Raw genomic sequence first — 20081 nt, 5'->3', positions numbered from 1 at the left:
TTATACTTTTTTAGCTTTAGGCGATAAGCTTTAAGCTTTTTCGCGTTTAGCAATTGTTGTTATTTAGCTTTAGAGGTTTTTATGCGCAAGCTTGAAAGCCTAGTGCCCAAAGCTTATAGCTTAAAGCATCTTTCAATGTGAGAATCCAAGGGAAACACTGATCAGAATAATGATAATAACGATCAATGTAATTACTACGTACAAATAATCTTTCTCTAATAAAAAAGAAAATAACGATAGTAAAACACGTAATACCGGCGTTAGAAATAATAAAATAATTCCAACAAATATCAAAGATTCCCCATTTCCCTGGATCGCGCCATTATAAATTGCGGCAATAACCTCAAATATATTGCGGTCATTTTCATGAAATACTGAGTAGTTTTCAATATCTGTGCTATGTGCCATTAAATAGACAATTCCGCCAATAAAAGCCACTGACAATGAAATCCAGACACCGTAGCGCAATAAATTTCCTATGATGGTTTGAAAATCTTTTTCTCCAAATTTTTCTTTTTGCATAACCTTAGATTTTTCCATTAAGTCCGTTGTATATCATGTTTACTGCAAGCACAAAAATCAGGCACGCAAAAAAGATTCTTAGTTTTTTAGGATTTGTTTTTACCAGCACTTTTGCTCCCGCCATTGCGCCAAATAAAACACCAATTACAACCGGCATACAAATTCCGGGCTCAATATATCCTTTTTGAATATAAATCACAGAACTTGCCATTGCTGTAACGCCCATCATAAAATTACTTGTTGTGGTAGAAACCTTAAACGGAATTCTCATAATATTATCCATTGCAATAACTTTAAAAGCACCGGAACCAATCCCTAACAAACCGGACATCATTCCTGCGATTCCCATCATTCCGAAACCGCCAACCACATTTTTAGTTCCGTAGCTGATAACTTCGCCATCATGCGTAGGATAAGTTCCTTCAAGGCGCAGTTTTTTAGCTAAAGGACTAGATTCTAAAACAATATGTTCTTCTTTTTTACGAAGTGAATTGATAGCCGAGAAAATTAAAGTAAGTCCGAACAAGACGGCAATAAATGAAGTAGGAGCGATAGTAGAAAGTAAAGCGCCACAAACAGCTCCAATTGTCGTTGCAATTTCGAGAAAAATTCCCAATCGCATATTTGTAATTCCTTCCCTGACATAAGCCGCGGCTGAACCTGAAGAAGTTGCAATTACAGAAACCAATGCCGCGCCAATTGCATAATGAATATCAACGCCAAGAATGACTGTTAAAAGGGGAATTATGATAATTCCGCCACCCAAACCTGATAATGAACCAATAAAACCTGCTAAAAAAGCACCAAGAATCATAATCAGGGTAAATGTAAGTACTGTCATTCGGATAAATTTTGTTGATGCTAATTTACGAATACATATTTATTCTTAGAGGATTTACGAGCTTAAATAAACCTTAAAAATGTAAAGCGTATAATTCTGTTTTTAATAAGGTTTTAAAACCAAACAGATAGAATGTTTTCTGTTTTATAAATGGAACTTTTTAAATAGAAATTACCTTAAGTTAATTTTGCAACTATTATTTAGGATCACATTTGCACTATAAAATTTAAACATATTAAAAATGATAAATGAATTAAAAGTTGGAGATAAAGTACCTTATTTTACTCTACAGGATCAAAACGGAAATAATTTTAACAGCGCAACTGATACGCTTGGAATCACAACGGTAATTTATTTTTATCCAAAAGATGAAAGTGGCGTTTGTACTAAAGAAGCTTGTGCTTTTCGTGACAGTTATCACGATTTTACAGATGCCGGCATTCAGGTTTTGGGAATTAATGGCGCGGGTATAGAAAGCCATAAAACTTTTGCCGACAAAAACCGATTGCCATTTAAATTATTAAGTGATCCGGGAAACAAGGTAATTAAGCAATTTGGAGTTAAAAAAGCCTTGTTTTTAACCGGTAGAGAAACTTTCGTTTTAAACGATAAAGGAATCGTAATCTATAAATTTCGAGATTTCTTTAAAGGTGCCGCTCATGCTAAAGAAGTATTGGAGTTTTTAAAAACAAAGTAATATATTATTTCATATTTTTAAGCCCGGTTCATTAGAGCTGGGCTTAGATGTATTATATGAATGATAAAAAGGAATTATTTGATTTTTTAAACCATTTTTCGAATCTTTCAGAAGTAGATTTTGACAAAGGAAATCAATATTGGTATACAAGAACGATTAAAAAAGGAGAATTTTTTAATATGCAGAATTTTGTGTGTTCTGATCTTGGTTTTATCCGAAAAGGGATTTTCAGAATCTATTATTATGATGAAAAAGCAATGGAAGACAGAAATATGTTTTTCTTTTCTGAAGGGAAATTTATCGTGTCCTTTGCCAGTTTTGTTTACCAATATCCTTGCGCTTATTATGTTGAAGCTATGGAAGATGCAGAATTATACGCTATCAAATACAAAGATCTTCAGAATTTGTATAGCGTCAATAACGGATGGGCAAATACCGGAAGGCTTTTAGCCGAATTGTTTTTTATCTACGCCCAATCCAGAATGGAAGAACTACTTTTTAATAATGTTGAACAGCGTTATACAAAATTACAAAAAGAACAACCCGAAATTCTTAACCGAATTGCCTTATTTCATATTGCGTCTTACCTAGGTATTACAAGTCAATCGTTAAGCAGAATTAGGAAGAGGTTAGGGTAAGTTTGGTAATTAGAACTATTTTAAAATGATAGCTCAAAATCTTTCAATATTTTATTGACTTCTTCTATTTTATTTGAAACAAAATTTACGTTTTTGATTTTGTCTAATTTTTTATCTATTAAAATAGTAGATTTTATCTTTGGAGTATCTTTATGTATCGATATTTTTTTATCTGGATTTTTCATGATTATTTTCTTTTAATTAAAAAACCGACAAAATTTGTACTGCTTTTAAAAGGTATATTGTAATATTTTGCTGTATCTGGATTTTGTATTATACCAAAGATAATAAAAGTTTCAGCTAATTCTTTATAATTATTTGTAATAGCCATTCTGTAAAGTCTGGTTCTAATATTGCAACTTCCTGAAAAGAACACAAATTTGTCAGGATTTAGTTTTGTAAAAGTGTAAGTTGCATTTGCAACAGTTGCCAGAATTATATTTCTATCCCCATTGTCAGTAATATTTATATCATCAATATCAAATGTGCCATCAATAGTACTAATATTTATTTTATCCCCAAAACCTAAATTCACAAGATCAGGATTATTAGTCACGGTATATTTTATTACTTTAGAAATATCTCCTTGTAAACCGGAACTAATAAATTCAAAAATAGTAAAATCAGAATTAGCTTTTAAATCATATTTTGGATAATTCATTAATTTAAAATTAGCCGTAATAGGATTTTATATTATTAAATAAATATATTTGTAAGATTATATATAATAAAAAAAAACTCTTCTAATAATTAATTATTTCAAATTTACATCTTTACCAATTTTATACTTTACAAGATTTCTGATTGTTATTTATAAATACTCATTATTAATATCTTAAAATGATTCGCAGTCGTTTGGAAAATAGAATTTCTTATAAAAATTAAAGACCTAGCCATGATAGCGGTATCCTTTTTTTGGCTTTTTAGCAACGAAAAGATACAAGCGTCCCGCTTCGGGAGCAGGAATAGCTACAAATCATTAAAATTGAAAACTATTTATTGTCAAGTGCAAATGAAGTTTTGCCAATGGCAGAAAGTAATAAAGCGGCTGCGGCACTTGTTAAAACCGAATAATCAAATGGTGCTTTTATTGAAGCCGAAATCGCCATACTAATTGCAAAAAGTAACATTAATGCTGAGGTTCCTAAAGCGGCATATCTGGTTTTGAAGCCCAGAATTAGTGAAAAACCAAATAAAATCTCGAAAAATGTTGCTAATGCACCTAATATTCCGGCTACAGATTTACTGGCAAATGAGTTTAAGGTTTGAGTATAGGCGATGAAGTTTTCCCAATTTCCCCACGCAACTCCCGGAGCACCAGGCGCGCCCCAAAACCCGAAGCGATCCGCAACGGCGGATAACATTGTGATTCCAAATACAACTCTTAAAATTAAACCTGCATGTGGTATTGATATGTTTTTCATCTTTATAATTTTTACGTAAATATATAGAGATGTTTGACAACTTGGTATACCAATTTTTATAAATCCAACAGCCCAGATTTTGGTTTATGAATTTCTTTTACGAAGCATTAAAACCATCTTCTTTATCTTTAAAAGCCCATAATGCCATTGCTTCAATAACGGGCATTAAACCATTTCCGGCATTACTAAGTCTGTAAGTTACAAAGGGCGGAACAACTGGTTTTGCTTCTCTGATAACAAGATTATCTGCTTCAAGCTGCTTTAAATGCTGAATCAGCATTTTTTCGGTTACTGCCGGAATCGCTCTTTTTAATTCGCTGTAGCGTTTACTTCCGCCGGAAAGATGGTAGATAATAATGGGTTTCCAATATCCGCCAATTTTTTCCATTACATAAGTTACAGGACATTTTTCTAAGGCATATTGCTTATTTTCCTGAATTGTCGATGATTCTTTAATTGCTGTCATGGTGCATACTTTAGGGTAAGTACTTGTTTAAAAGTAAGTACAAATATACCTTTGTTTGAGATAATAAAAAAATAATTTAGATATGAAAATTACAATTTCAGGTTCATTAGGAAACATTGGAAAACCTTTAACTACAAAACTTATTGCTTCAGGACATGATGTAACGGTGATTACAAGTAATAATGACAGAGTAGAAGCTATTGAAGCTTTGGGCGCAAAAGCAGCCGTAGGTTTAGTTGGTGATGCTGCTTTTTTGAAAAATGCATTTACAAATGCTGATGCCGTTTTTGCAATGACGCCACCAAATATTGGCGGATCAAATGTTATTGCCAATACTATAAATGCCGGAAAAGCATTTGCAGCTGCAATTAATGCAGCAGGAGTAAAGCGCGTTGTAATGCTAAGCAGTATTGGAGCGGATTTATCCGGAGGAAATGGTCCAATTGCGGGACTTTACAACATCGAAAAAATATATGAGAGTTTAGAAAACGTTTCATTAACTTTTTTACGTGCGGGATTTTTCTTTACTAATTTATATAATGATGTGCCAATGATAAAAGGCGCAGGAATCATTGGATCTAATTATTCTGCTGCAACGACAATTCCGTTTGTACATCCTGTAGATATTGCAGATGCTGTGGCTGAGGAATTGCAAAAAAAGCCTTCAGAAAAAGACATTCGTTATATTATAAGCGATGTTCGTACATCAGGTGAGGTTGCAAAGGTTTTAGGTCTGGCGATTGATAAACCAGAATTACCGTGGATCGAATTTACTGATGAACAAGCTCTTGGCGGAATGAAAGAAGCTGGTTTGCCACTTGAAATTGCCCAATTATATGCCGAAATGGGTTCAGGTTTAAGAAGTGGAAAAATTCAGGAACATTTTCTAAGAAGTAAAACTACTGTTGACGGAAAAATCAAATTAGAAGATTTTGCTAAAGAATTCGCTGCGAAGTTTTAAGTAAATTATTTATTATAAAAAACCGATTGTATACTATATATAATCGGCTTTTTTTTGGTTTCAATTTTATGAAAAAAGAAAATCAAATTGATAAATTTATACAGATATACAATCAAGTTATACCATTTCTAAAATTGAATCTGAGATTATCTTTGTGATAGAATTACAACTTAAAAATAATGAATATGAAAGCTATAGGATTTAAAACATCATTGCCAATAACTGAAAAAGAGAGTTTTATATCATTTGAAACTCCAAAACCAGTTGCCGGTTCGCGTGATTTGCTTGTAAAAATAAGTGCCGTTTCGGTTAATCCGGTTGATTATAAAATACGTCAGAATAGTGCAAAAGATACAGTTTTAGAAACGCCAAAAATTATTGGTTGGGACGCTGTTGGAATTGTAGAAGCTGTAGGATCTGATGTGAGTTTGTTTGAGGTGGGCGATGCCGTTTATTATGCCGGAGATATTATCAAACAAGGAAGCAACGCCGAATATCAAATTATCGACGAGCGAATTGTGGGCAGAAAACCAATATCAATTAGTGATGAAGAAGCCGCAGCAATACCTTTGACGGGTTTAACGGCTTGGGAAATATTATTTGACCGTATCAGAATCAATCCTGAAAAAGACAAGGGCAAATCGATTTTAATCATTGGCGGTGCTGGCGGAGTTGGTTCAATCGCGATTCAGCTTGCTAAAAAAATTGCAGGTTTAACCGTTATTGCAACAGCATCGCGTCATGAAACGATTGATTGGTGTAAACAACAAGGTGCTGATTTTGTTGTAGATCACAAGGATTTAATCACTTCTGTTCATGAAGCGGGATTTAAAAATGTGGATTTTATTGTGGACTTTGTTGATACAAATTTATATTGGGATACAATGGTGGAACTAATTAAACCACAAGGACATATTGCTTCAATTACGGGAAGTAGTGATCCTGTTGCATTAAACAAATTGAAGAATAAAAGCGTATCATTTTCATGGGAATTAATGTACACGCGTTCAATGTTTGAAACTGATGATATGCAGGAACAACATAATATCCTGAATAAAATTGCTGATTTATTAGATGAAGGGATATTAAAAACAACGTTGAATGAAACGCTTATTGGTTTAAACGTAGAAAATTTCAGAAAGGCGCATGAATTACTGGAATCAGGTAAAACTATTGGAAAAATTGCTATTAAATTTTAAAATATAGAATAGTAATGAAATAAAATAGGCTGTCATAAAATGACAGCCTATTTGCAATAAAGTTAGATTATGGTTATTTTCTTAAGATTTTGATGTTTAAATTATCTAATAGTTAATGTCATATTAGGAACAATAATATCTGCGGTTCCTCCAGTGTAACGTTGCGCATACACTTCGACAATGTCACCATTTACTAATTCAGTCGAGGCATTTAACGGAAGAACAATAATATCACCATTTACCTGACCTCTACCATAAATTTTGTATTGGGATATAACAGCTGTGTTTTTAGCGACATAAATAATATACGTTCCTGCAGCCGGCACCTGAAAAGAAATAGAGCCGACTATTTGAAAAATTCTTTTCTTTTTACCTAAATACTTTAGTCTGTTACTGATTCCTCCATCAGTTGAAAATCTAAATAAATTTGCCGATGTTGAAGTTCCAAGTACTTTTACAGTATTACTAGGATTAGTGGTGGTGAATGAAGTAGCAGCTCCAGAACCAACTGGATAATCTATAGCAAAATCACCCACTGCATTTGCATCTCCTTCAGTAGGTATTCCGGCAGCTCTTACGGTCCAGCTATTAGTAAAATTGTAACCTGTAAATGTTCCTGTACCAGTGTATGGTTTTACATATCCTGCAGTAGTAGCTCCTGTAAATACTACTGATTCTAATACAGCATCACCATTTATCGTTGGGTTTGCAGACACATCAAAACCTACGGCAGTCCCTTCAACCTGGCTAAAACCACCTTGTTTTTCCACAAGAGTAAAAGTTCCTGTCAGTTTTTCATAAACTCCTTGATTATTACCAAACCACGCCGTATTACTAAGCAATAATTGTGTAATATTATTGTATGTTACCCCATTTGCATTTCCTGAATAGTTAACGATACTTAAAAATACCAATCCAAAACCTGAAATTGTACCTACAGTATTAGACCCGGCAACAATACTGTCCCTGAAAATTAAATTTTGGGTTGCTGCTCCGGTAAGGTTAAATACAAGTCCGTTTGGGACTACTAGAGTTACACCTCTGATGCTTCCTCCATTTGCACCTTCAAAAAGATTACCGTTAGCTTTTGAGATAACATCTTCATTTGCGTCTAATCCTTGTACGTAAGCATTATTTAAATCAATAGGTAAATTAAATACTACCGAACCATTGATTTCATATAATGTATTAGCCGTTAGTAAATATTTTGTTCCTCCGCCATTCGCAAGTTCAGTGGCCAATACAGTCGCTAGATTATCTGTAGATTTTATACGTTTAAAATTGATTCTTCCGGGTACTCCGCTAATTATTGGAACCCATGCCGACGTTCCGGTTGAGTAATAATAAAATACTTTTAAATCAGTATCATATACCGTTAAACCATCTGCGGGAGTTGCTATTGCGTTTCGCTGAACGGTTGTCATTCTTGGCGTAAGCATTCCTTTTGTGGTAGAAGTAATGTCTAAAATTGAAGTTGCATTGGGTGTTGTTGTTCCAATACCTATTTGTGCGTTTCCTGCTAAAGTCAAAAGAAAGAAAAACAACAACAAGAATGTCTTATGATTTTGTAGAGTAGGTTTGTTGATCATAATTTTAATATTAAATGATTATTTTTTTATATGTGTTTTTTATTTACCTGCATTTGAAATGACAATTTTTTCAGTGAATCTTTCATTATCAATTGTTAAAAACTCTGTAATGTAAATTCCGTTGCTTAATCCGCTGGTTGAGAAGGTATAATTTTCATCTGTTCCCAAATCTTTTTTAGATAATACCGTTTTGCCTAAAACATCATATAACTTAAATGATTTTAGTGATAAGTTATTCGGGTTTGAAGCGATTAATTTACTATTAGTATTATCCTGCGTGATAAAGAATTTTTTAAACGTTTCACTTCCCGTACCAAGTGAAGTTTCACTTTTAAACGTAATTTTAAATCGGTCATTATATATTCCCGGTGCTACATCAACCTGATAAGTACCATTTTTAATGTCATGATAAGAGTTATCAAGAGCGTCGTACAAGTAAATATTTTGCGAGTTGTCAAAGTTTATTACTTCTGGAATATAAAATTTAAAAGTTGTAGCGGTCGTCACTTTTGCGTTAAGTGCAATTTTCTTGGTTTCATCAAAATTGATTCCCTGAATTACATAACTCGCATCTTGTAACCAGAAAGTCACATCATTTGGCAATGCATCATCCATATTTAATGCATCAATACCTACATCAATTCCATCCGTTGCCTGAGGAACAAATGCTAATGCTATTTGTCTTGTAAATTCATTGTTGATGATCGTATTTAATTTAAAATGCGAAACTTCCTCAATGACTTCCCCGGTTACTTCGTCTTTTTTAGCAGTTTTTTCGGTAGAAACATGTTTTTCAAATTGCGAGGCACTAGTTCCTTCTTTCACAAATACCCTGTGGCTATTTTTGAATGTGGCAGTTCCGTTAGCATTTGCATTAATTACAAAGCCTTGACCAATAGGAGAATATCTCCTGTCGATTGCAAGACCCGAAGAAGGTCCTGTTGAGTTTAATGAACCATCTGCTTTATAAGAATTAAAAGTTGCAGGTATATATACACCGGAAGAAACTAAATCTACAGGAGCATATGATCCATAACCTCCTTTGTAAGCAATAAGTGTGTGAGAATTTACCGTTTTGTCCTGTTCCCAAAAGTACGCGATACCATTTGTTGCTAAATTAGAACCATCTAATAAAAAAGCATTTAAATGTAAAGCAGATGGATATGGATTTCCCGTTAAAGTCGCATTGTTTGCGCCCAGAGTAATAGTGATATTGCCATCATTTGGTTTTCCTATAAAATCATATCGCTGAGCACCTCCGGGATTATTTGTAACACCCGTTCCTTCAGGATCTGTAGCGTCCGTACCGCTTGTGCCTTTCATAGAAAAACCTTCGCCGGCTGCTAATGCTGAAGTTCCGCCAACAAATACCCATTGCGAATAATTATTAGCATTTGTTAATTTGTAAATCCATTTTGCAGCTATAGCCAATGGATTAGAAGTTCCGTTAGAATTAGTGGCGGGCAAAATTGTTGCCGCTGTTGAAGCAGTTGAAGTTGTAGGTTTGCCTAACATTGTAATTCCAAAATTCTCGTTTCCAATAGTCGCAGACGCATTCCCAACAGGAGAACACCAGTAATTATAATCAAAATTGTCTGACGTACCTTCTTGATAAACAGATATTACGCCAGCTCCGGTATTTGTAGAAGTTGATGTTGTACCTTGAAGTAATTGCGCATTATTTCTTAAATATAAATTTGATGTAGCCGCTAAATTTATGTCTTGTGTTACAAATAATACTTCATTTTTGACATACATATTTGCTGTGGCTCCAAAATAAATTTGCGAGATACATTTTGTGGTAGCAAATATTAAAATAAGTAATGTAATTTTTTTCATAACTTATATTTTTTTAGAGTTTAATAGCTTGATATGTTTGCTATTGATTGATTTTTGTTCCGGTAAAGTATAGATTGCAGCTTTTGGACTTGTTTTCTTTGTAAGAAAAAAACCACCCAGCAAGATTCCACTTAACATTAAGATCCAAATTTCGCTGTCTATGGGAGCCGGATCACCTACCGGAGGAGGAATTGCTTCTGGCTGCGGAAGCGGAGGTGCAGGAGCGCCATAACTTTTATAAGCTAAGCAAACAAATAAGGCTAATAATAACTTTAACTTTCTGATCTTCATAGGATAATTTTAGATTTGGGTAAATAAAATTCATGAAATAAATTATTTAACATTTATACGAAAAACAATCGGTAAGAATAATTTTATAAAAAATAAAAACATTTAAACTGAAATCGTTTTTTGTGCAAAATGAAAATAATATGTAATTTTTTGGCTACGAAAAAATAATAAGACAATGTGTTAAATCATAAAATATTCTCATAAAAAACATCTTTCAAATACTGTTAAAATTAAATAATTCTCATTTTTTTAACAATTAATCTTTGTAGTACAAGTAGGATATTTATACTAAGATAATGAAAAAAATGATATATTTTTTAATTTTAAAAAGAATATTTTAGGTTATTTCCTATGTTGGCATAGTGAATTTTGAAAACATGCTTATTGTTGAAAAGAGAGTAAATAAGAGTTTTTTGAAGATAATAACCAGTAAAAACAAAAAAAAGAGCTAATTTTAAAATCAGCTCTTTTTTATAATATATAAGATTGTATTATTTCAATGTAGTTTTCGGGCAACTACAATATTTTAATATAAGGTTTGTATTAATTAACGATTCAAAACCACAAACCCCAGCTTTTTATAATTGGATTCAAAAAATTTATGATTATTATATTATTACCCAATAAAAGAAAGAATACTGGTAGGAATTTTATCAAAATCCTCAATAGAATATGGTTTTATAAGATACGCTTTCACGCCAAGTACATCGCATTTTGCTTTATAGGCCGGATTTATACTGGTAGAATAAACAAAACAAGGAATATTTTTTAATTGATTATTATTTAAAATTTCCTGTAAAGCTTCAATACCATCGATTATTGGCATATTTATATCCGTTAAAATAACGTCAGGAACTTCGTTTGTACTGTCTTTTAAAAAGTTTAAAAGTTCCTCGCCATTTGCAACAAGACTTACTTTTGCAAAATCAGGATTTTTAGTAAACGATTGAGAAATAATGTCTGCATCATCAGAATCATCTTCGGCAATAATTATATGTAAGTTATTTAATTTTGACATTTTATAGAATTGGGAAATATAAATTAAAGGTAGTTCCTTCGTTCAGATTACTTTCTACGGTAATATTTCCCGAATGGTTTTCCATGATTTTTTTGCAAATAGCGAGACCAATTCCGTTTCCGGAGTACTCATTCTTAGCATGTAAACGCTGAAAGATAGTAAAAATTTTAAGGAGATGTGTTTTTTCCATTCCAATTCCATTATCTTTTATCTGAATTTTGATAAACTGATTATCCTGATTTTGGGTTTCAGATTCAAAATTATCGATCTGTGCAATTTCAATTACTGGCGGATGATCTGTTTTACAATATTTTATAGCATTAGTTATAAGATTAGCAAAAAGTTGTCGCATTTGTACTTTTGAAGCTCGCAATACTGGTAAATTTCCAATTTTAATCTGAGCTTTTTTATCGTTAATTAAAATTTCCAAGTCATCAGTTACTTCAGAAATTACTTCAGATAAATTAAGTTCCGTACGTTCTTCCTGCGCTGTATGCGATGAATAACTCACTAAATCATCCACAAGAGAATTCAATCGCAACGCCGATACTTTCATGACATTCATCGATTTAGTATCAGCTTCAGTAAGATAACTGGCATCGATTCTGCCATTATACATTACAATTTTTCTAAGAGGTTCTTTTAAATCATGTGATATTACATGAATAAATTCCTCCAGATTAGCATTTGTTTTATTTAACTCGTTGATTTTTTCTTCAAGTTCTTTTTGATTGTTTAACAGCACGTTTTCGTGTTTTTTCTTCTCTGTTAAATCTGTAATAATGACTCCAATTCCCTGAACAGCAGGTTCAAGATCTGTCAAAGATATATTGGCGGGAAAAGTTTTTTTGTCATTTATTGTTTTAAATATAATTTCATGCGTGGTAACACCATATTTTAAAGCTTCTATAATAGAAGCAAAATTGTCCTGATTATCAAAGTACTCATATATATAGTTGCCAATTAATTTTTCGCATGGCAAACCTATAAGCTTTGAAAAATAATCATTGCAATATAATATGAGCCCGTTTCTTGAAATACTCAAAGCGCCTTGTCCAAATTTCTCGATTAGCAATCTAAACGTATAATCCGCGGTTTCAAGTGAATAAAGCTGAGGAGTTCCGTTTGTGTTTACTACTAATGCATCAACATCTCCGTCCTTTATAGCATCTACAATACTATTTGATTCATAAAGTTTTTCCTTTAATGCTTCTATTTCGGCTAATAAGGATTCGATATTTGTTTTATTTTCCTGCAAATTATTCTCTTATATTTAGTATTCTTAATACCTTTTCTTTGTCAGACAAATCACCTAAAATGATTCTCCTTGGCGCAGGATGCATTTTTATCAATGTAGGAATTGCTACAATTTGATGAATTACGGCCTGTTCGCTGTCCCGACTGATATCAATAATTTCTAGTTCATAATTATTTTCAAGATATTTATCGCATATCCTGCGTAGATTTTCGATTGCATGTCCTGATTTTACAGACATACCTGAAACGAAAAGCATAAACTTGTGTTTGGTTGTACTTGCTTCATCAGATAAAATATCCATTTTTTTAAGAGTTTAAGGGTTTAATATTAAGCCCAACAAGTACTCTTTCTTCGTTTGAAAGATCGCCAATAATTTTACGAATAGGCTCAGGAAATTTCCTTACCAATGTCGGTACAGCAAAAATCTGATCGCCTTCTGCCAATTGTGGATTTTTAAGTAAATCAACAATTTCAATGCTGTATTTACCTTTTAAATATTCCTCGGCATATTTCTTTATATTTTCAAGCGCAGTAATAGATTTAGGGGTTTGACCCGCTATATAAAGTCTTAATTGCCACTCTGCTACAACTTCCTTTTTCATTTTATTTCTTTTTTTTAGAAGCAAGTTTTTCCTGTAATTCTTCTGTTGCTTTCAGGATGCTTAATTCTTCTTCAGCCGATTCAAATTCATTTTTAAGCGCTTCAATATTAGCTTCAAGAACCCGGCGTTTACGCTCAATTTCCCTGTCTTTTCTATTGATCTCGTTCTGAAGTTTAATATCAGATATTGTTTTCGTGAATTGATGCGTTTGTCTGGCAGCGCCCGTAAGAATTCCTTGCGGTCCTAATTCTACATCAAGTAATTTGATTCCTTCGTTTGTAATAACAAATTCCCTAACCTGGTTAGAATGTCCCATTCCTCTTGATTTCACAATAAAAATTCCGCGGTTTCTTTCGCCAATTCCTTCCATATCACGAACCGTAACCCACGTATCAACTAATGATGATACAGATTCTTCTGCAAGATCAGGCCTGAAATTATCCGTTTGTTTGTTTAACGAAGTAAAAAGTGCCGTAATATTATTCGCTTTCAGCATATCAATAAGCCTTACAAGCATTGAACGTACTTCATGTTCGCTTCCTACCGTAATTAAATTACTAATAGGATCTATTATAATAGTGGTAGGTTTAAATTCCCTGATAAATTTTCTAAGCGTAAGCAAATGCAGTTCAAGACCATTTAAAGACGGTCGGGACGAATGAATTTGCAAATTACCACTGTCAATATGTTTTTGAAGATCAACACCTATTGATTTCATGTTCCGAACCAATTGTTGCGGCGATTCCTCAAAAGCAAAATAAATTGTTTTTTCGTTGTTCTCGCATTGTTGATTCGCAAAGTAACAAGCCAAAGTTGTTTTTGCAGTTCCGGCAGTTCCCGAAACCAATATATTGCTTCCGCGATAAAATCCACCGCCCTCAAACATTTCATTTAATCCTGATAATCCCGTAGGAACAATATCAGATGAAACCTCATTATTTAGTTTTAATGAAGTAATAGGCAGAACCGAAATTCCGTCTTCATCAATAAGAAACGGATATTCGTTTGTACCATGCGTTGAACCTCTGTATTTTACAATTCGAAGTCTTCTTGTAGAAACCTGTTCGATCACACGATGATCCAGCACAATCACACAATCAGAAACATATTCTTCTAATCCCTGACGCGTTAAAGTTGCTTCACCGCGTTCTCCGGTAATAATTGCCGTTACGCCTTTGGCTTTAAGCCAATGAAATAATCTTCGCAATTCGGCTCTCAAAATCGCCTGGTTATCTAAACCTGCAAATAAAGATTCAATTGTATCCAGTACAACACGTTTTGCTTTTATTGAATCAATGGCATAGCCTAACCTGATAAATAAGCCATCAAGGTCGTATTCGCCGGCTTCTTCAATTTCAGATCTTTCAACACGCACGTGATCTACGACGAGTTTTTTATCAGCTTTAAGCTTTTCAAGGTCGAAACCAAGGGACTTTACATTTAAAGTAAGATCATCCGAAGGTTCTTCAAAAGACATGAAAACTCCGGGTTCGTTATATTCTGTAATACCTTTAATAAGGAATTGCATCGATAACAATGTTTTTCCGCAGCCGGCACCACCGCAGATTAAAGTTGGTCGTCCTTTAGGGAATCCTCCATCAGTAATCTCATCAAGGCCGTCAACTCCTGTAGGAGTTTTGGGAAATATAAAACTATGTGATTTTGTTTGTTCTTGCACGATATTTAATATTCTATTTAACTCAAATATACGGTTTCCTAGAATATTAACAATTATAATTTATTAAAGATTTAACAGCTGTTTAGCAATAATCAAACCTTATCAAAAATGCTTTGACGCTAAAGATGGGAATAATGTAAAATAATGACATAATCATGAAAGTTTGTTTCCTTTTTCAATTTCCGATATATTAAGTAGTTTTATGTTTTTACTGATAATATTTTTATCAGAAATTGTTTTGGCTAAGCCAAATGCAGTCTCAAAGTATTGTAAGGCCTTTTTGTCATCAAAACCAGCATATAAATTGCCAAGTAAAGAATAGTAGAAATGATTGTCAGTCAAATTTAATTTTTCAGCTTCAACAATTGCTACTTGTTTGCCTTTTACTTTTGATAAAGCATAAGTTCTGTTCAAAGCAACGATTGGCGAATATTCTAAAATGATCAGATTGTTATATAATTCGAGAATATTCTGCCATTTTTGATCCGAATCTTTTTTTTGAGTATGCCAATAAGCGATTCCGGCTTCAAGATGGTATTTTGAAAGCGTGTTTCCGCTCGAAGACTGACTTAAAAAATAAGTGCCTTTATCAATTAATTCCTGATTCCAAAGAGATTCATCCTGATTTTCATATAAAATAATTTCACCATTTTCGGCAGTTCTGGCTTCAAATCTCGAAGAATGAAAACACATTAACGCCATTAATGCATTTGTTGCCGGTAAATTTGTGGATTGATTCTGAATTAACAGAAAAGTTAAACGCATCGCTTCGGCACAAAGATCTTTTCGTAAAGTAGAATTTTGCGAAGTAGAGTAGTAGCCTTCGGAAAATAAAAGGTAAATAGTTTTAAGAACCGTATCAATCCTATCGTTTATTTCAACCGAATTTGGATTCTGAATCTTAATATTCTCTTCCTTGAGTTTGTCTTTTGCGCGATTGATCCTTTTATAAATCACTTCCTTATTAGATAAAAAAGCATCGGCAATTTCGTTGATCCCAAATCCGCATAATAAATTTAAAGCCAATGCAATCTGGGCTTCATCAGGATTACAGGGATTACAAACCGTAAAAATCATCGCCAATTGGCTATCAGCAATATTCTGATCAGATAAATCAATTTCGATTTCAGGATTATTAATAGCAGAATTGTATTTGATTTCTGTTACAATTTTCTTTTCAAAAATATCAATTCGCTTAAAGTAATTCTTGGTTTTATTTTTGGCAACGGTGTACAACCAAGCCGTTGGATTTTCAGGAATTCCGTTTATCGCCCAGGTTTCTGAAGCCGCCAAAAAAGTATCACTCACAATATCCTCCGCAATTTCGATATGATGAATACCAAATAAATTACATAACACCGAAACGATTTTCTGATATTCCGTCCGAAATAAGTTGGGGATAAGTTCCTGATTCATAAAAGTAAAGGTTAAAATTCCAATATTAAAATTCTAAATTCTAATAAATTGCCCACGGATTTTAACGGGTTTAGCTGGTTTACGCGGGTTTTATTTTTTGTTCAATCTTGTCATCCCTCGTGCCTCGAGATGACAAAAATACGCAGACAAACTTTGACAATGATCAAAGAAAAATAAAAAACCAGCGTCAACCCGTTCAACCCGTAAAAACCCGTGGGCATTATTCTCAATACAAATCAACAATCAACCATTAACAATCATCTACATCGCCTGACGGATCTCTACATTTCCGCCTAAATTTAAAACCGGACAACCTTGCGCGATTTCGGCGGCTTCGTCATAATCTTTGGCCTTAATGATTATTAATCCGCCAATAGATTCTTTGATTTCTACAAAAGGTCCGTTTGTGATGCCTTTTGCTTTGCTTACAATTTTTCCTTCGCCATCCCAGCGTTGCAAAGGTCTTGCGAGCTTATCCCGCGCGGCTAAACCTCCAAACCAGTTTTGCCATTGCGCTAAATGTTGTTGTAATTCTTCTGGTGAAGGCTGATTTTCTTTGGTCAAAAAATCTCTTCTGAATATTAATATGAATTCGTTCATTGTTTTATTTTTTATAGGTTTGATTTCAAATATTTTTCACGCAGATTTTAAAAAGATCTAAGCAGATTCATAAAAGATTATCCAAATTAAATCTGCTCAATCTGCCAAATCTGCGTGAAATAAAAACTTTTATTTTCAACACATACAACATAGTTTAATTCTACGTCTTCAGATTTTTTTCACGCAGATTTTAAAAAGATTTAAGCAAATTTAAAAAATGATTGTCCGAATTAAATCTGCTCAAATCTGCGTGAAATAAAAAAAACTTTTATTTTCAATACATAGCAACATAGTTTATATTCTACGTCTTCAGATTTTTTTCACGCAGATTTTAAAAGTTTTAAGCAAATTCAAAAAAGATTATCCAAATTAAATCTGCTCAATCTGCCAAATCTGCGTGAAATATTTTTTTTAACATATAGAAATATAATTTATATCCTATATGTTCAAATATTTTCAAAAAGATCCAAGCAAATTTAAAAAATGATTATCCAAATTAAATCTGCTCAAATCTGTCAAATCTGCGTGAAATAAAAAAAAAGTTTTATTTTCAATACATAGCAACATAGTTTATATTCTACGTCTTCAAATACTTTCACGCAGATTTTAAAAGATTTAAGCAAATTCAAGAAAGATTATCCGAATTAAATCTGCTCAATCTGCCAAATCTGCGTGAAATAAAATTTTTTTAAACCTTTAATCTGTGTCTATGTCTAATAATTTATAAGAAGCTGTTTTTTATCTGAGATATAAATTTAGTGTTTTACATCAGATAAAAAACGGTCTGATTTATTTATCCAAATTGTCCCACTCTGTAAGTTCCGGGCGTGTTAGGAAAAGCAAGATTAAAACGATTCCAAGTGTTTATTGTGGTAATAACAAGCGTAAGATCGATTAATTCCTCATCAGAAAATTCGGTTTTTGCAATGGCATAAACTTCATCATGAACTTCACAAGCCGTTACAGCTTCGGCCCAGGCAAGTGCTGCTCTTTCTCTGGATGTGTAATAAGGAGTTTCTCTCCAGGCGTTTAAACCAAACAATCGTTGCGGAGTTTCGCCAGTTGCCAAAGCTTCTTTTGAGTGCATGTCTAAACAATACGCACAACTATTAATTTGTGATACTCTAAAATCGACTAAATCAACTAATGATTTTTCAAGTCCTGATTTTTTGATATAACCTGTAATTGCAAATAATGTGCTTAACGCTTTTTGACCTTTTTCGAATGCATTAATTCTAGTTTCCATAATGTATAATTTTAAATGTTATACCCTAATGACAACTGAACTTTTGATATTGGACAAATTTTTGAAAAAAAATATAAAAAGTCATGAAATAAATTAAAAACCCTTGATTTTAAAGGGATTATTAATTTATAATTAAATCTATATTTTTTGAATATTGAGATAATGATGGTTTACCATTAAAACTATTCGTCATTGTCCAAGGAATAAGGTTTCCGTTTTTGAGGATTTCTTTTTTAGAATAAACAAGGCTGAAATACATTTCTAAATCAGCTGGGTTTTCTGGCAAACCTTTGTTTTTTGATTCTGTGGGAATGTCTTCGTAATAATATCTGGATTGTTTTAAAACCGGATATTTATTTAGTAAATAATCATTTAAAATGAATGGTTCTCCATCGCCTTTGTATAAATCTGAAGATAAAATGGGCGTGATAGTCAGACTTTTTATATTCTGTTTTAAGTTTTGATATTGATCTGAAGTCATAGAAAAATCAGATTCCTTCAAATTATCTTTTTGTGACAATTGCCTGATCACCGAAAGTCGGACATAATCGCCGTCAATTTCGATTACTTTAAATATAAAATAATATTTCTGGTAACTCTGACTTCCGTTAATACCGGTTTCTTTACTAAAAATAAAACTTCCTACTTTAAGTTGGTGTTCTTCACTATTAATGGCTTTTTTCCACATATAAGGATTGTAAACCTTTTGTTTAAGGAAATATAAAATAGCTAAAACGATAACAGCAATTAGGATTATTTTTTTCATTTGTTTTGAAAATAGGAGAGAAGTGGTTGCTGCAAATATCTGTAAATTTTGATTAGGATTGAAGAAAATTAAACACATAGATTCTGTATTGATTGTCAAGTTAAATCTATGATAAATATTTTTTCACGCAGATTTTGCAGATTGAGCAGATTTTATTTTTAAACTATGGACTTGATTTAAACAATAGAGATAGCAATCGCGAACTACTTGAGAAAAGAATAGCCACAGATTAAAAAGTTTTTTAATATCTGCTCAATCTGCCAAATCTGCGAGAAAAAAATAAACACATAGAGACATAGCTTTTAAGATCGCTTAAAAGACGTTTCACTTGCAAATATTACCGCATAGTGCAATCGTTAAAGAATGCGAGAAAAAATAAACATTCGATTGATAGTTTTAAATATATTCCACCACCCTTGGACTTAGCATTTTGTAGAAGCTTTTAGAAAATAAAATAATCTCGCAAAGGCGCTAAGACGCAAAGTTTAAACACAATATTGTCATTTCGACGCAGGAGAAATCACAATAGAAATTCTACAATCAAAATCGCCAATCTTTGTCGAATCCCGCGTGTGATTTCTCCTTCGTCGAAATGACAAATCTTCGATTTTCGAGAGACTTTGCATAATATTATTGATTTTTACTTAACTTAATGACATTGTCCTCTGGGACTTTTTATCATTAATTAAAAAAGAAAAAGAAAGCTCCGGAGGAGCGTTATATTTATAGTAAATATTTTCGGGATCTCATTCAAAGCTCCAGCGGAGCGATATATAAAAAGAAAACGTTTCTAAAAAAACAAAAGGCTATGAGTTTTATTACAAATGAAATGACTTTTTCAGCTGTAAAATCTATGTATCTATGTGTTTAAAAAAAACTAAGCACAAACTGTTTTAAGAATCCAACCAATTCTTAAAATTATTAATTTCCTTTTTACTTAAAATAATAGGTTCAGAATCCGGAATTGCAACATTCAATAAAATCTCTATTTTTTGACTGGAATGTTTGACAATTTCCTGAATATGATGAC

Annotated in this window: 22 protein-coding genes; 4 read left to right on the top strand and 18 right to left on the bottom strand. The window is 32.7% G+C overall.

Features of this window, described 5'->3' with window-relative positions; translation table 11 throughout:
* Positions 1-132: 132 nt before the first annotated feature.
* Positions 133-522 carry a DUF1634 domain-containing protein gene (locus ACHZDT_RS08520; RefSeq protein WP_394774197.1) on the bottom strand — a complete coding sequence of 130 codons (390 nt, stop codon included), beginning with the start codon at positions 520-522 and terminating at the stop codon, positions 133-135.
* Between the two features lie 4 nt (positions 523-526).
* Positions 527-1363, bottom strand: coding sequence for a sulfite exporter TauE/SafE family protein (locus ACHZDT_RS08515; protein WP_394774196.1), 837 nt, complete (start codon positions 1361-1363; stop codon positions 527-529).
* Between the two features lie 241 nt (positions 1364-1604).
* On the opposite strand from ACHZDT_RS08515, the gene ACHZDT_RS08510 reads away from it, so the two are divergent.
* Both ACHZDT_RS08510 and ACHZDT_RS08505 read left to right on the top strand, forming a co-directional pair.
* The gene (locus tag ACHZDT_RS08510; RefSeq protein ID WP_394774195.1) at positions 1605-2060 is read left to right on the top strand and encodes a peroxiredoxin; all 456 of its coding nucleotides are present in this window, start codon (positions 1605-1607) and stop codon (positions 2058-2060) included.
* 56 nt (positions 2061-2116) lie between these two features.
* Positions 2117-2698, top strand: coding sequence for a Crp/Fnr family transcriptional regulator (locus ACHZDT_RS08505; protein WP_394774194.1), 582 nt, complete (start codon positions 2117-2119; stop codon positions 2696-2698).
* A 20-nt stretch (positions 2699-2718) separates the two neighbouring features.
* Here the strand turns inward: ACHZDT_RS08505 and ACHZDT_RS08500 are convergent, their stop codons facing one another.
* The 4 genes from ACHZDT_RS08500 to ACHZDT_RS08485 all read right to left on the bottom strand — a co-directional run bounded on the left by ACHZDT_RS08500 (position 2719) and on the right by ACHZDT_RS08485 (position 4588).
* A complete protein-coding gene (locus ACHZDT_RS08500; protein ID WP_394774193.1) occupies positions 2719-2883 on the bottom strand; it encodes a hypothetical protein in 165 nt (54 codons plus the stop codon).
* Between the two features lie 2 nt (positions 2884-2885).
* On the bottom strand, positions 2886-3359 hold the full coding sequence (locus ACHZDT_RS08495; protein WP_394774192.1) for a DUF6934 family protein: 474 nt from the start codon (positions 3357-3359) through the stop codon (positions 2886-2888).
* A 331-nt stretch (positions 3360-3690) separates the two neighbouring features.
* A complete protein-coding gene (locus ACHZDT_RS08490; RefSeq protein ID WP_394774191.1) occupies positions 3691-4122 on the bottom strand; it encodes a DoxX family membrane protein in 432 nt (143 codons plus the stop codon).
* A 97-nt stretch (positions 4123-4219) separates the two neighbouring features.
* Complete coding sequence (locus tag ACHZDT_RS08485) at positions 4220-4588, bottom strand: winged helix-turn-helix transcriptional regulator (RefSeq protein ID WP_394774190.1); 369 nt, start codon at positions 4586-4588, stop codon at positions 4220-4222.
* An 82-nt stretch (positions 4589-4670) separates the two neighbouring features.
* Between ACHZDT_RS08485 and ACHZDT_RS08480 the strand changes: the two genes are divergently transcribed.
* Together ACHZDT_RS08480 and ACHZDT_RS08475 are read left to right on the top strand one after the other, a co-directional pair.
* Positions 4671-5549 carry an NAD(P)H-binding protein gene (locus tag ACHZDT_RS08480; RefSeq protein WP_394774189.1) on the top strand — a complete coding sequence of 293 codons (879 nt, stop codon included), beginning with the start codon at positions 4671-4673 and terminating at the stop codon, positions 5547-5549.
* Positions 5550-5734: 185 nt separating this feature from the next.
* Positions 5735-6748, top strand: coding sequence for a zinc-binding alcohol dehydrogenase family protein (locus ACHZDT_RS08475; RefSeq protein WP_394774188.1), 1014 nt, complete (start codon positions 5735-5737; stop codon positions 6746-6748).
* Positions 6749-6849: 101 nt separating this feature from the next.
* On the opposite strand, the gene ACHZDT_RS08470 is transcribed toward ACHZDT_RS08475, so the two are convergent.
* From ACHZDT_RS08470 to ACHZDT_RS08415, 12 genes are all read right to left on the bottom strand, one after another.
* Positions 6850-8337: a hypothetical protein gene (locus ACHZDT_RS08470; RefSeq protein WP_394774187.1), complete on the bottom strand. Its 1488-nt coding sequence runs from the start codon at positions 8335-8337 to the stop codon at positions 6850-6852.
* Positions 8338-8376: 39 nt separating this feature from the next.
* Positions 8377-10176, bottom strand: a complete 1800-nt coding sequence (locus tag ACHZDT_RS08465; protein ID WP_394774186.1) for a T9SS type A sorting domain-containing protein — start codon at positions 10174-10176, stop codon at positions 8377-8379.
* A gap of 3 nt (positions 10177-10179) precedes the next feature.
* A complete protein-coding gene (locus tag ACHZDT_RS08460; protein WP_394774185.1) occupies positions 10180-10467 on the bottom strand; it encodes a hypothetical protein in 288 nt (95 codons plus the stop codon).
* Positions 10468-11083: 616 nt separating this feature from the next.
* Positions 11084-11485, bottom strand: coding sequence for a response regulator (locus ACHZDT_RS08455; protein WP_394774184.1), 402 nt, complete (start codon positions 11483-11485; stop codon positions 11084-11086).
* 1 nt (position 11486) lies between these two features.
* Positions 11487-12743 carry an ATP-binding protein gene (locus tag ACHZDT_RS08450; protein ID WP_394774183.1) on the bottom strand — a complete coding sequence of 419 codons (1257 nt, stop codon included), beginning with the start codon at positions 12741-12743 and terminating at the stop codon, positions 11487-11489.
* A gap of 1 nt (position 12744) precedes the next feature.
* Entirely contained in the window at positions 12745-13044 is a 300-nt protein-coding gene (locus ACHZDT_RS08445; RefSeq protein WP_394774182.1) for a circadian clock KaiB family protein, read from the bottom strand.
* A 4-nt stretch (positions 13045-13048) separates the two neighbouring features.
* The gene (locus tag ACHZDT_RS08440; RefSeq protein WP_394774181.1) at positions 13049-13345 is read right to left on the bottom strand and encodes a circadian clock KaiB family protein; all 297 of its coding nucleotides are present in this window, start codon (positions 13343-13345) and stop codon (positions 13049-13051) included.
* A 1-nt stretch (position 13346) separates the two neighbouring features.
* Complete coding sequence (gene kaiC / locus ACHZDT_RS08435; protein WP_394774180.1) at positions 13347-15023, bottom strand: circadian clock protein KaiC; 1677 nt, start codon at positions 15021-15023, stop codon at positions 13347-13349.
* Between the two features lie 153 nt (positions 15024-15176).
* Positions 15177-16439: an RNA polymerase sigma factor gene (locus ACHZDT_RS08430; RefSeq protein WP_394774179.1), complete on the bottom strand. Its 1263-nt coding sequence runs from the start codon at positions 16437-16439 to the stop codon at positions 15177-15179.
* Positions 16440-16700: 261 nt separating this feature from the next.
* Positions 16701-17039, bottom strand: coding sequence for a YciI family protein (locus tag ACHZDT_RS08425; RefSeq protein WP_394774178.1), 339 nt, complete (start codon positions 17037-17039; stop codon positions 16701-16703).
* 793 nt (positions 17040-17832) lie between these two features.
* Positions 17833-18285 carry a carboxymuconolactone decarboxylase family protein gene (locus ACHZDT_RS08420; protein ID WP_394774177.1) on the bottom strand — a complete coding sequence of 151 codons (453 nt, stop codon included), beginning with the start codon at positions 18283-18285 and terminating at the stop codon, positions 17833-17835.
* A 121-nt stretch (positions 18286-18406) separates the two neighbouring features.
* Positions 18407-19051: a hypothetical protein gene (locus ACHZDT_RS08415; RefSeq protein ID WP_394774176.1), complete on the bottom strand. Its 645-nt coding sequence runs from the start codon at positions 19049-19051 to the stop codon at positions 18407-18409.
* Positions 19052-20081 lie beyond the last annotated feature (1030 nt).

The sequence above is a fragment of the Flavobacterium sp. genome (genome assembly GCF_043722275.1).
Classification (GTDB): Bacteria; Bacteroidota; Bacteroidia; order Flavobacteriales; family Flavobacteriaceae; genus Flavobacterium.
Note: the sequence above shows the minus strand (reverse complement) of the source record. Positions and strands in the feature narration are given on the sequence as shown.